At 39.6% G+C, this 13,110-nt stretch carries 12 protein-coding genes; 4 read left to right on the top strand and 8 right to left on the bottom strand.

Annotated elements, in window-relative coordinates:
• The first annotated feature begins 67 nt into the window (after positions 1-67).
• Positions 68-796 (top strand): amino acid ABC transporter ATP-binding protein, encoded by a 729-nt coding sequence (locus ACZ43M_RS06270; RefSeq protein WP_464506560.1) that lies wholly within the window; start codon positions 68-70, stop codon positions 794-796.
• 658 nt (positions 797-1,454) lie between these two features.
• The gene (locus ACZ43M_RS06265) at positions 1,455-1,850 is read left to right on the top strand and encodes a hypothetical protein (RefSeq protein WP_464506559.1); all 396 of its coding nucleotides are present in this window, start codon (positions 1,455-1,457) and stop codon (positions 1,848-1,850) included.
• Between the two features lie 36 nt (positions 1,851-1,886).
• Here ACZ43M_RS06265 and ACZ43M_RS06260 read toward each other — a convergent pair whose 3' ends face one another.
• The 4 genes from ACZ43M_RS06260 to ACZ43M_RS06245 form a co-directional block, all read right to left on the bottom strand.
• Positions 1,887-2,234 carry a fluoride efflux transporter FluC gene (locus tag ACZ43M_RS06260; RefSeq protein WP_464507974.1) on the bottom strand — a complete coding sequence of 116 codons (348 nt, stop codon included), beginning with the start codon at positions 2,232-2,234 and terminating at the stop codon, positions 1,887-1,889.
• A gap of 23 nt (positions 2,235-2,257) precedes the next feature.
• The gene (gene crcB / locus ACZ43M_RS06255; RefSeq protein ID WP_464506558.1) at positions 2,258-2,632 is read right to left on the bottom strand and encodes a fluoride efflux transporter CrcB; all 375 of its coding nucleotides are present in this window, start codon (positions 2,630-2,632) and stop codon (positions 2,258-2,260) included.
• Positions 2,633-2,701: 69 nt separating this feature from the next.
• Positions 2,702-3,082, bottom strand: coding sequence for a DUF2680 domain-containing protein (locus tag ACZ43M_RS06250; protein WP_464506557.1), 381 nt, complete (start codon positions 3,080-3,082; stop codon positions 2,702-2,704).
• A gap of 49 nt (positions 3,083-3,131) precedes the next feature.
• Positions 3,132-3,461: a PepSY domain-containing protein gene (locus tag ACZ43M_RS06245; protein ID WP_464506556.1), complete on the bottom strand. Its 330-nt coding sequence runs from the start codon at positions 3,459-3,461 to the stop codon at positions 3,132-3,134.
• 191 nt (positions 3,462-3,652) lie between these two features.
• On the opposite strand from ACZ43M_RS06245, the gene ACZ43M_RS06240 reads away from it, so the two are divergent.
• Positions 3,653-5,032: a cation:proton antiporter gene (locus tag ACZ43M_RS06240; protein ID WP_464506555.1), complete on the top strand. Its 1,380-nt coding sequence runs from the start codon at positions 3,653-3,655 to the stop codon at positions 5,030-5,032.
• A gap of 604 nt (positions 5,033-5,636) precedes the next feature.
• Here ACZ43M_RS06240 and ACZ43M_RS06235 read toward each other — a convergent pair.
• The 3 genes from ACZ43M_RS06235 to ACZ43M_RS06225 all read right to left on the bottom strand — a co-directional run bounded on the left by ACZ43M_RS06235 (position 5,637) and on the right by ACZ43M_RS06225 (position 10,183).
• Entirely contained in the window at positions 5,637-6,029 is a 393-nt protein-coding gene (locus ACZ43M_RS06235; RefSeq protein WP_464506554.1) for a YhcN/YlaJ family sporulation lipoprotein, read from the bottom strand.
• A gap of 176 nt (positions 6,030-6,205) precedes the next feature.
• Positions 6,206-7,717 (bottom strand): histidine ammonia-lyase, encoded by a 1,512-nt coding sequence (gene hutH / locus ACZ43M_RS06230; protein ID WP_464506553.1) that lies wholly within the window; start codon positions 7,715-7,717, stop codon positions 6,206-6,208.
• Positions 7,718-7,993: 276 nt separating this feature from the next.
• Entirely contained in the window at positions 7,994-10,183 is a 2,190-nt protein-coding gene (locus ACZ43M_RS06225; protein ID WP_464506552.1) for a DNA topoisomerase III, read from the bottom strand.
• Between the two features lie 169 nt (positions 10,184-10,352).
• Between ACZ43M_RS06225 and ACZ43M_RS06220 the strand changes: the two genes are divergently transcribed.
• A complete protein-coding gene (locus ACZ43M_RS06220) occupies positions 10,353-11,624 on the top strand; it encodes an MDR family MFS transporter (RefSeq protein WP_464506551.1) in 1,272 nt (423 codons plus the stop codon).
• A gap of 32 nt (positions 11,625-11,656) precedes the next feature.
• Here ACZ43M_RS06220 and ACZ43M_RS06215 read toward each other — a convergent pair whose 3' ends face one another.
• A complete protein-coding gene (locus ACZ43M_RS06215; RefSeq protein ID WP_464506549.1) occupies positions 11,657-12,889 on the bottom strand; it encodes an aminopeptidase in 1,233 nt (410 codons plus the stop codon).
• Positions 12,890-13,110 lie beyond the last annotated feature (221 nt).

Below are 13,110 nucleotides of genomic sequence, written 5' to 3'. Positions count from 1 at the left end.
TTTATTTTATCATTATTTATTTGTTAACCCTTCTTGCTAATTTTGTTGAAAGGAGGATTCAGGTTCGATGAGCATTATAACAGTAAAAAACTTAAGCAAATCATTTGGGAAACTAGAGGTTTTAAAAGATATTAATGCAAATGTGCAAGAAAAAGAAGTCATATGTGTAATTGGCCCGTCTGGATCAGGAAAGAGTACATTCCTTCGGTGCCTAAATGGCCTGGAAGAAATTTCAGGTGGTGAATTAGTGATTAACGGACACCATATCACGGACAAAAAAATTAATATAAATAAGGTTAGACAAGAGGTTGGAATGGTATTTCAACAATTTAATCTGTTCCCACACAAAACAGTTTTAGAAAATATCACGTTAGGCCCTATTAAAATTCTTTCTATTAGTAAAGAGGGGGCTGAAAAAATGGCCCTTGAGTTACTTGATAAGGTTGGATTGAGAGAAAAAGCTAGCAGTTATCCGGGAGAACTATCTGGCGGACAGAAACAGCGAGTTGCCATAGCTCGAGCACTAGCCATGAATCCCAAAATCATGCTGTTTGACGAACCGACTTCTGCACTTGACCCGGAAATGGTCGGTGATGTTTTGGAGGTTATGAAGCAGCTTGCAAAAGAAGGAATGACAATGGTCGTTGTTACACATGAAATGGGATTTGCCCGGGAAGTTGGCGATCGTGTTATTTTCATGGATGGAGGGTATATTGTAGAAGAAAATGAACCGAATCAATTATTTGGAAACACTCAGCATGAGAGAACAAAGGCTTTCTTAAGTAAGGTGCTATAAACAGATTTCTAATTCTTAAAAAAAGAACCTCGCCAATACCATATGGATACGAGGTGTGGGGTAACAATATAAATAGCAATGAATGAATTAAAAAGATGGCAAAAGAAATGGTTTAAATCCAAATTTTTATCTTCGCTATCTATTTGAGTAACTTCCCACGATGTATATGTCTAACGAAAATGGCCTGAGAAAATTACTTCATTGGTTAACGACATTCCTGTTAGTTGCATCGCCTTTAACAAGTTAACTAAATAAAACTTCAAGTCCCTGCCTTCAAAAGGTTGGGACTTTTTTCGCTTACAAAGGATCCATCAAAGATGGAACCTTATGCTAATAAAACTTGTCTGCAAAATTAGATTATGGCCCTTCACTATTTTTTTCTTTAACATAACTTGTTATTAGGCCACAAAGTGGGGATTTTTAAGTTAAAGTGAATGTTAATATCCGGCTTTCCTTTAGCTTGTTACCTAGGGCTTGTCTTTTTTATTGGTTCCGCTTATCCGTTTATATCTTTGAATCAAATAAGCTGTGTAGTTGTTGGACAAACATTAATCTGCTCGAAGTACTTCTGTTCCTCCAAGGGACCTACATGTGCAATTAAGTTCAATTTAAAGACAACCCTGGTCAAAAAATAGAACAAAGGGATGTGAATTGTAAAATGAGTGTTTATATTGTATTAGCCGGTGCTCTCACTTTAATGTATTTAATGATTAGGAAAAGTTTTAGAAAAAAAAGAGAGGGTTGGATCCAATGGGGATTGGGTGTCGACTGCTGTTGTTTTTATAGCAAGACCTTTACGGTTGTAAGTGAATCCATATCTATTAATGTTTTACAAGAGGTAGCTCTCCAAAAGGTACCCATTCGTTATTCGATTGTAAAAAAAATGAATTGGTGGGGAAAAAGAAAAGTATATGGCCAAGTGGTGGTCTATGGTGATTATAAGGTTTCGAAGAGTTTTGAAATCATTTTGGAAAATATACCAGCCGGCGAAAATTATCAAATAGAGGTATATAATGGATTTAACATGTCTTTTGGGGAGTTTCAAGTAAGATGAATTTTGCCACAAACTTAGAAACGTAAAGCTCAATTATTAGTTGAAAATATACTTTGTTAAATAATATCCAAAAAACGCCAATCCAATCCCAAGAAAATAGCTGCTTACGAAATAAAGACAGAATTGAAAATCTCTATGATTCCTTTTTAGCATAGACAGTTCAAATTTAAATGTAGAAAAGGTTGTGTATGCCCCTAAAAATCCTGAACCGATTAAATGCCGATGAGCGCTGGATACCCAGTCACACCCCATTAGAATACCCATTAAAAATGAACCAGTTGTGTTCACAAGAAAAGTTCCCAAAGGGAATAACCTAAACCTCGAAAAATGCTGACTTAAATAGTATCTAGCGATTGCTCCGAAAAAACCGCCTAGACTTACCATTCCAATTTGGCTAACCATGTCAGTTACACCTCTTTTTTCTTATAGGTCACTAGCGAGAATCCCATGTTCGCTAAGAAATATCCTCCCACGGAACTAATTAATATGTAATATAACGCAAGCATGATGTTTCCTTGCTCTAAAAAACGAACAACCTCTATGCTGAAAGTAGAAAAGGTCGTAAATGCGCCAATTAATCCAGTTCCAACACCCGTTACCAACCAGGGTGGTAATTCAAAAACTCTTGCACAGCCTTGAACAAGCCCTAACATAAAACATCCGATTAAATTTACACATAATGTTCCAGCAACAGAGATATATCCTAAGGTTAAAAACCATTCAGAAATGCTAAATCTAAGAAAGGAACCGATTATTCCTCCAATCCCTACGACTAAATACATGATCATCCCACCTTAGTTTATTTTATGCAGGACAACTTAAAAAAGAATCAGAGGTGTATCCTCTGACTCTTAATCATTATCGTTATTGTACCATTCTTCTTCCCATTCATCAGACTCATGCTCCGAACACCAGCGATAATTTCTTTTATAAAAAGTTTTAATATAATTATTTAACATGACATGGCGCAGCTTTACTTGCGAAGGTGGTAAAGCCCCCACCTGAGAGTAAACGCTAATTAACTCACTGTAATCTTGACGGATTTTACTATAAATTTGGTCAAGCTGTTTCTGCTGCTCCAAAGTCAAATGCATCTTTTTTGTACAATTCATTTCTGGATCGTATATTTCTTTTTTTGTTTGTAATAAAGGTTCCTTTTTTGCATGGGTGGTCGTTGATATAAACGTGAAACTGCTTAAAAATAAACATAAAATGATTAGTTTTTTTGTCATTAGTTGTAACCCGCTTTAACTGAATTTTACCTTTGATATTGTCACAAGATTAATCATCATTAGGCTCGTCTTGATCATCATCATCCCTGCCAGGGCTTCCTGTTCCTTCCTTCTCTACTTCTAAAATTTTTCCGGTTGCTTTATCAATTTCAACTTCATATTTTCCATCTTTTGCTTGAATGATAAATTCATATTTCGTCATTCCATCGTCTTTCTCTGTGTGAGAACTCACAATCGTTCCCTTGACTTTTTGTAGTGCAATTTGTTTCGCTTTTTCCATACTGATTGCTTCCAGGGGCTTAGCTTCTTGGGCATTGGCAGTAAGTTGATTAAAACCCAGTAAGAGATAGAGGGTTAAAAACAGGACAACATTTTTCATTATTTTCACTCCTAATTTTTCTTTTAGTATGTGACCTAAAATAAAAATTATTTATGCAAATAGTTATTTCTGCCTTTTTTATTGTAACCTCCTTGGATATCTTATAATTTCCGAGTACTTGTACATTAGCCCTTCCGCTTTTTAGGGGTTGTCATAGTTATAATAAAAAGCAGAAAAAAGGAGGGTTGACGTTGTTTAACTTTAGTTCTATAGATCTTAGCCACCTTTTGTTAGCGATGGCAATTTTGTTAGGGTTGGCTCATTTACTAGGGTATCTTGCTCAACGAATAATGATTCCTCGTGTAATTGGTGAAGTTTCAGCAGGACTGGTAATAGGTCCATCATTGCTTGGTTACTTTTTTCCTCATATCTACACTTGGCTTTTTGCTGGTTTTCCACAAGAAGATCGCATGTTTGGACTTATGTACCAAATTGGTCTTACTTTACTCATGTTCTGTTCAGGATTAAAATTTCACAACAAATTTAAAAGTGGGGACGGTAAAATCGTAACTACGATTGTTCTTGCCTCAACTATTCTCCCGTTTGCAATTGGCTGGCTTGCTACCTACTTAATTGATTTTAAACAATTTCTTGGGCCAGCTAACAATGAGTTTGCACTCAAGATTGTTATTTCTATTTCAATTGCTGTAACCTCTATTCCTGTAATTTCAAAAATCTTTAACGACCTGGGGATTATGCATTCAAGATTTGCAAAACTAGTGATAGCGATTGCCGGAGTCCATGATATATTACTTTGGGTAGCTCTAGGAATTGCAACCTCAGTCGTAGGTAGTGCAGCCCCTGTTTCCGCAAAAGCAGTTTTTTCAAGTATTGGCATTACTTTAGCGTTTATTATTGGTACTTTGGTTATTCTCCACTTTTTATTTAAGAAATTAACCATTCGAAATGGAAATTTCCTATTTAGAGCTTCTAATGTTGGTTATTTCTTGTTTATCCTCTTTGTAATTTGTTCGATTGCAGGTTATTTAAAAGTGGATACCATGTTTGGGGCGCTATTAACAGGTATTGGGGCAAAATTAACTTTACCTTCCACTTTATTCAAACGATTAGAACAGTCTATTATCCATATATCATTTTCTTGGTTTATTCCACTATACTTTGCAATTGTTGGTTTAAATCTAAATCTCGCGCAACATTTTCAACCAGTCTTTTTCCTGCAATATCTGCTAATTGCTACACTTGCTCAATCTATTATTGTGTTTTTAGCTTGTAAGATGATACCCCAGGATCATTTAACAAGTATGAATTTTGCTATGGCGATGAATGCAAGAGGGGGGCCGGGAATTGTACTTTCAACAGTTGCTTTTTCAGCAGGCATTATTAATCAAGAGTTTTTTGCCATTCTTGTTATGCTCGCCCTTATAACATCGTGGCTTGCTGGGTCTTGGCTCCGTTTTACCTTATATAAAGGCTGGAAATTAATGCCGGATGATGAGGGGTTAATTTTAGACAAAAATTCGAATAACTTTAGTGACATAATAGACCTGCAAAAACAAATTAAAATTGAGCAAAAAAGAGACAAGAGTTCCTTGAGTGAGAATCGTTTGTAAAATGAAACTAGTATGCTTATCTTTACGCTTCTAGGAAATGAAATCCAATGTCCGGAAAGAGATCGTTGCAGCGGTCTTTTTTCTTTTTGAAGTAACTCGCAGGTTAATTTCAGAATGATTTTTCATAAATAAATATAACAGTATAGCTAAAAATAAAAGGTGCAAAATATTACTATTAAAAATCATTTAATAATGAGGAACGAATATGTACCGCCAAATAGATAAAATGGGTAGCAAATATCATTCACTTCAAACAGATATATGGCTTCATCACGATTTATTTAGTGCTTGAATGGTGGAGTATTGTTATTGTAAATTTAATATTTTTTATTTTGTTCGTATTCTTAATCGACCGTAATAGAATGCTGTTAATATCTTTTGCCTTTGTGGTCAGTTTCGTAATTGTTGGATTAGCGGATGAAATTGGTGCTTATTATGATTTTTGGAGTTACCCTCATTCAACAGGGTGGCAATAACATCAATAAGAGCCTTAACTTCATTCATATAAAAAAGGTATAATTCCTACAGAATATTAGGTATTATACCTTTTTCACATTATTTAGGAGGACTTTTTCAGTGTCCTCGCATATGCCAAACATTTTTTTCAATATTTGGCTTTAGGGAATACTCTACGAATGGTTTCAGTAAATTCATTAATGAAACCTGAGATTGGTCTACCATTACGAATATCTGAGGCATATTTGTTCATTCGATCATAAAAATCAGGGTTTTCCGATACATAAACGTAATCAATGTCAGGATCAGTGGATTTAACTATTTGTGAAATCTTATCCTCAATATTATAAGTATTCTTATTTCGGGATGTAGGTGAAAGCTTTACTGCTACATATGAATTATTTCCTGTCACAATAACATTTGCAGTGTCCACCTCTGGCAAGTCTGCTACTTTTTTAGCTGCCTCATCAGCAACTCTCATCTTAGAACGATTATCATAAGCATTATTGTTTCTGTTGTTGGTGATGTCGTTCTTTGTCACATGATCACGATCGGAAGAAGCACCAGGGGATGAAGAGCTAATCGTCGTCCAAGAGGCATTTAAAAATAGAATGGAAGAAGAAGAGGAGCGGCAGGATACCGGCCGCTGGCTTCCGGACCAGACGGAGTAGGCGCCTCTTCAATTCCAATAGGGCTGCCCATGATGGCAGCCTTTTCTTAATGTGTCAAACTTCTGATGAATTGAGAAATCTCGACGGTTTTAAGCCACTCCGCCATTTTTTCGATATCCTTTGAGAAAATGCGATCTTGCTTCATCGATGGTACCTGTTCCCTGCCCTTTTCGTAAAAATGTTTGGTGTGCGTGGCCATTTTTTCGACACCACGGTATTCCACTGCCTGCATCGCACAAATCATTTCAATTGAGAGGACCCTTCGTACATTTTGAATAATTTGATACGCATGTCTTGATGCAATGGTGCCCATGCTGACATGATCTTCCTGGTTAGCCGAAGACGGAATGGAATCGACACTTGCCGGATGGGCCAATGTCTTGTTTTCCGAAACAAGAGAAGCTGCGGCATATTGCATAATCATCGCCCCCGATTGCAATCCCGGCTGCGGGCTTAAAAATGGCGGCAGGTCATTTAACTGCGGATTCACTAACCGTTCAATCCTCCGCTCCGAAATATTGGCCAGCTCCGCCACAGCAATTTTCATAAAATCCATCGCAAACGCAATTGGCTGGCCATGGAAGTTTCCACCAGAAATAACTTTTTCCCCATTGTCAAAAATCAGTGGATTATCTGTCGCTGCATTCATTTCAATTTCCAGTTTTTCTTTTACATAATCAAGCGCTTGCCACGAGGCACCGTGCACCTGCGGAATACATCGTAACGAATAGGCATCTTGGACACGCAGTTCACCTTGCATCGTTGTCAGCAGGCTGTCACTTAGGTAATTTCTAATCCGGGCTGCTGTATCAATTTGCTGCTGATAGCCCCGTGCGATATGAACTTCTTCCGCAAAAGCATCAATAATCCCGTGTAATCCTTCAATTGTCATGGAAGCAATAAGCTCACTTTCGTATGCCAATTGTTCAGCTTCTAAGTAGCCGACGACTCCCATCGCCGTCATCGTCTGGGTTCCATTGATAAGTGCTAGCCCCTCTTTCGCTTCCAGAGTGACAGTTTGGATTCCCTCCTGTTGCAATGCAATTAATGACTCCATCCGCTGCCCTTTGTAAAACACTTCACCCTCGCCAATTAGGACTAATGCCAAATGGGATAATGGGGCCAGGTCACCGCTTGCACCTAAGGAGCCCTGTTGAGGAATCACCGGGACAATATCCTTATTTACAAGGTCAATCAGTCTATCAATAACCATTGGTCGGATTCCGGAAAAACCTTTCAATAAAGCATTTGCTCGTAACAGCACCATTGCTTTTGCGACTACCTTCGGAAAATGCTCCCCCACACCGCAGGCATGGGAACGAATCAAATTTAGCTGGAGGTCCTGAACATCGGCCTGATCAATTAAGACATCGCTAAACTTGCCGAACCCAGTATTAATTCCATACACAACTCTTTTTTCCGAAACGATTCGTTCGACTGCTTCACGGCTTTTTGCCACTGCCTTCATACTTTCATCAGAAGCGCGAACCTTTTGGTTTCTATACAGTACATCCTTCATTTGGTCCAAAGTTAAACTATTGCCTGTTAGTGTAATCATCCATCCCACTCCTCTACCACTTTAGTAAAATAAAGAAAGAGGCTGGATTCCTCATCAATCAGATTCGGAGTCCAGCCTCATTATTAGACATTTGATTGTTTTTATGGTGATGCCACATGACATATCATCCATTCTAAAAATTATTCCTTTGATAATAATTGTATCGGAAGAATCCTTGAAATGTCAATTTAATTTTCTGAATTTTACCACAATAGCACTTTAGCAGAATAACGAATGAAAGGGGCTACTCTTTTTAAATAGCCCCCGTTTTGGATCTTAGTCAAATTTCAACCCTTTTAATGCTTCTGCCAATGCATTATTCAACGGTTCTTCACTTTTGTCCTGGTTTTTCAGGTACTTTTGAACTGTGCGTTTATCTACTTTCCCTTTAGACTCTTTGTTACGGCGTGCTTCGAAAGCGGAGAGTTTTTCACGATAACCACATTTACATGTGAAAATTTGACCCTCACCTTCTCCACGCAGCTCCAATTTCTTATGGCATTGCGGACAGCGGGCGTTCGTAACGCGGGCAACATTTTTGCGATGGCCGCATTTGCGATCCTGGCACACAAGCATTTTGCCTTTTTTGCCATTCACTTCAAGCATTGGCTTGCCACAGTCCGGACAGCTCTTTGTGGAAATATTGTCATGCTTGTATTTTTTATCGCTTGCTTTAATTTCAGCAACAATTTCTTTAGTGTATTTTTTCATTTGGCTGATAAATACTTCTTTTTTCAACTTGCCATGAGCAATTTGGTCAAGCTTTTGTTCCCATTCTGCAGTTAATGCAGGAGATTTAAGCTCCTCCGGGACTAAATCCAGCAACTGACGGCCCTTGGAAGTAAGATGAATATCTTTCCCGCGCTTTTCGATTAAGAAAGAATTGAACAGTTTATCGATAATGTCAGCACGAGTCGCAACAGTACCGAGTCCGCCGGTTGACTTTAATGTTTCTGCCAATTGTTTATTAGTTGTTTCCATGTACTTCACAGGGTTTTCCATTGCCGACAGCAATGTTGCCTCAGTAAAACGTGCAGGTGGATTGGTTTGGCCGGATGTTTGCGCAATCAGTTTCACATTTAATGTATCGCCTTTTTCAATGCGAGGCAGTATCTGTTCTTTCAGATCATCTCCAGCCTCTTCATCTTCAAAGTGATTGGCATATACCTCCTTCCAGCCCGAAGATAAAATTGTTTTCCCTCTAGCAACGAAGTTCTCATCACCGATTTTTGCACGAAGCGTTAATTGCTCATACTCAAAGGCAGGATATAGTACAGCCAAGAAGCGCTTCACGACTAAATCATAAATTTTACGCTCTTTATCTGTAAAGGCAGAGAAATTCACATACCCTTCTGTTGGGATAATCGCATGGTGATCAGATACTTTGCTGTCATCAACAAAGGCCTTGGAAGCCTTGATTGGTTTACTTAACACTTTATTTGCCAACGGACGGTATTCACCTATTGCACAAGCTTTCAACCTTTCTGGAAGCGTCCCAACAATGTCGGATGAAAGGTACCGCGAATCGGTACGTGGATAGGTTAACACCTTATGCTGCTCGTAAAGCTTTTGCATAATGTTTAACGTTTCCTTTGCCGAGTATCCAAAAATTTTATTGGCATCGCGCTGCAGTTCTGTTAAATCATACAGACCTGGTGAAAAAGTTTTCTTCTGCTTTTTCTCAATCTCCGTAACAACACCATTTTGTCTGCCTAGTTTTTTTACGATTGCTTCGATTTTTTCTCTATCAAAACTGCGGCTGTTGCCTTTTGCATCCTGCCAAGTCAGCTTTAGTTGATTTGTCGTTTGGGCTTCAATACCGTAATAGGTTTGCGGTTTAAAGTTCCTGATTTCTTCCTCACGGGCAGCAATGATGGCAACTGTAGGCGTTTGTACACGGCCGCAGTTTAATTGGGCATTGAACCTGGTTGTTAAAGCCCGTGTTGCATTCAGGCCGATATACCAATCCGCTTCTGAACGCGCAACTGCCGAAGCATATAAATTCTCATATGACTTGCCTGGCTTCAAGTTGGCAAATCCGTCTTTAATTGCTTTATCGGTAACAGAGGAGATCCATAGACGTTTAGTTGGTTTATTGACTTTTGCTTTATCGATAATCCATCTGGCAACCAATTCTCCCTCTCTTCCCGCGTCTGTAGCGATGATGATTTCGTTGACATCATTTCTGACAAGCTGACTTTTAACCGCATTAAACTGTTTTCCAGTCTGCTTAATGACCGTCAATTTCAACCGTTCCGGCAGCATTGGCAGGTCTTCCAATTTCCATGTTTTATATTTCACATCATAGCTTTCCGGGTCAGCCAGTGTGACGAGATGCCCCAGAGCCCAAGTTACGATATATTTATCACCCTCAAGAAATCCATTTCCTTTTTTATTACAATGAAGGACGCGCGCAATATCACGGGCGACCGAAGGCTTTTCAGCTATGACAACACTTTTGCTCATAAGTTAATACATCCTTTCAAATTTCCGTATGTTAACTATAACATACGCCTCTAATACAATGTAACTCGGGGAGCCCCAGCGTGTTAGCGCATGTTTTTCTTGTGCAATCATCTAACCGAATAGTATGATGAATTGGTTGGAAAGTATGATGAAATATGAGGATTTTAGTATGAGAATAAGAGATTGGGATTCAAATTTAAAGGTCCGCCTGTTTAGCGAGGCGGCGATGAATATTACGTTTTGGATGTTTTTTCCGTTCTTGGCAATATATTTTGCCGATGCCTTTGGAAAAAATAAAGCTGGATTTTTACTTGTTTTTTCGCAGATTTTCTCGGTGATTGCCAATTTAATGGGCGGTTACTGCGCCGACCGCTTTGGCCGGAAGCGGATGATGGTTTTGTCAGCAATTGGGCAAGGACTTTCGTTCGTGGTATTCGCGTTTGCCAGTTCACCATGGTATCAGTCGCCTTGGGTCGGTTTTATTGCCTTTGCGATTGCTGGGGTGTTCGGGTCGTTTTATTGGCCGGCAAGTCAGGCGATGGTGGCCGATGTCGTGGAAGAAAAACATCGCAGCCAAGTTTTTGCCATATTTTACACCTCCATCAATATCGCTGTCGTCATTGGCCCGATTCTAGGAGGAATATTTTATGCCCGTTACCGCTTTGAGTTACTGCTGATTGCCGGAATTGTTTGTATCGCACTTGGTCTGATACTGGCAAAATGGACGAAGGAAACCGCGCCTGTTCATAAAGCTACGGGGGTATCCAGTGATAGGAAATGGTACCAATTTTTGCTCAACCAGCTAAAGGATTATTCGGTTATTGTGAAGGATCGGACGTTTTTGCTGTTTATCGCCGCAGGTGTTTTAGCCGGGCAAACGTTCATGCAATTAGACTTACTGCTGCCCGTATATATCAAGGATGTGGTGGAAAATCAAAGCCTATTTTCATTCGGCGATTGGTCGTTTAAGGTTAGCGGCGAGCAGGCCTTTGGAATAGTTTTAGCAGAAAATGGCTTCTTAGTGGCGTTGTTAACTGTCGCGGTGACAAAATGGATGATTCGTTATTATGAAAGAAATGTATTTGTGATATCCTCAGTTGTTTATGGGATTTCGTTGATTATTTTTAGTTCTACTCAGTGGATTTGGGGCTTAATCTTGGGCATGGCCGTATTTACGTTCGCGGAACTGATGGGTGCCGGGCTGCAGCAAACGTTTGTCTCCAAAATTGCCCCTGAGAATATGCGGGGCCAATATTTTGCTGCATCAAGTTTGCGGTATACGCTGGGCCGGACAATTGCTCCGTTATCGATTCCGATGACAGTTTGGATCGGCTACAACTGGACCTATTTTGTTTTGTTTATCCTCGCTTTGCTTAGCGCCGGGTTGTATTGGCTGATGTTTTATTCCTATGAAAAACAAACTATTAAATTAGGATCCTAAAATAAAAACCGCCCTGAGGCGGTTTTTTCGCTTTAAAATGCCCAGTTTCCGTTGCGGAACACCGGTTCAATTTTTCCATCAGCTGTAATGCCGTCAATATCCATTTCGGCGGAGCCAATCATGAAGTCGACATGGCTAATACTCTCGTTCAGACCGTTATTTTTCAATTCCTCAGGTGACATCTTCTTGCCGCCCTCAATACAGAAAGCATAGGCACTGCCGATTGCCAAATGGTTAGAGGCATTCTCATCAAACAATGTGTTAAAAAACAAAATGTTCGATTGAGAAATTGGCGAGTTGTAAGGGACGAGGGCGACTTCACCAAGATAATGAGACCCTTCATCCGTATCAACAAGACGCTTCAAGACCTCTTCGCCTTCCTCTGCTTTCACGCCTACAATTCTCCCATTCTCAAACGTAATAGAAAAATTATCGATGATATTGCCGCCATAGCTAAGCGGTTTGGTGCTGGCAACAGTGCCGTTGACACCGGTCCGATATGGAACAGTGAAAACCTCTTCGGTTGGCATGTTGGCCATAAATTCAACGCCATTCTCATTGGTACTACCGGCTCCAACCCAAAGATGAGTCTTCGGAAGCTCGATCGTTAAATCTGTGCCCGATGCCTTATAATGAAGCTTGGCATAACGCTTTTCGTTCAAGTATCTAACCTTTTCGTGAAGATTTTCATCATGCTTTTTCCAAGCATCCACAGGATTTTCGGAATCGACGCGGACTGCTTTAAAAATCGCATCCCACAGCAATCCGACTTGCTCTTCAGTTGGTCTATCAGGGAATACCTTGGCTGCCCAGGCTGGAGATGCCGCAGCGACAACTGTCCAACTGACTTTATCAGATTGTATAGCCTGGCGGTGTTTCGTTAACGCTTTACCAGCCGCTTTTTGAAAATTGGCATTGCGCTGTGGGTCAACACCCTTTAGCAGGTCTGGGCTTGATGAAACGACTGACATGAAGGCAGCACCCTTTTCCACCAGATCTTCCATTTCCTTTGCGCGCCATAGCGGGTATTCATTGAAAGCTTCATCAGGGGCCAGCTCGTATTTTGTTCTGGTGACACCGTCATCATTCCAGTTGACAATGACATTGAAAGCTCCGATTTCATAAGCTTTTTTTACTACCAGACGGACGAAATCGACAGCATCCAATGTTGCATTAATGGACAATGTTTGTCCCTTTTGGATATTCACACCGACCTTTACTGCAAGTTCTGCATATTTCTCAAGGTTCTTTTGAAATTCACTCATATGTATATCTCCTTTTCAGAATCTTCTTATATTGTAGTTGTTTTTGTTAGAAAAGGAAACTGAAAACCTATGGTCTTCGGATGATAGACTTTCCATATTTACGGATAAAAAAAACAGCAGGGTGTTTGTTCACCCTACTGCAGCTTGCTTCCGTACACTTTTATATTAAAATAAACACCTGCTGAAAATAAAACGATAAATGTGATGATTCCCGATAATGA

This window comes from Neobacillus sp. B24, assembly GCF_055381825.1.
Note: the sequence above shows the minus strand (reverse complement) of the source record. Positions and strands in the feature narration are given on the sequence as shown.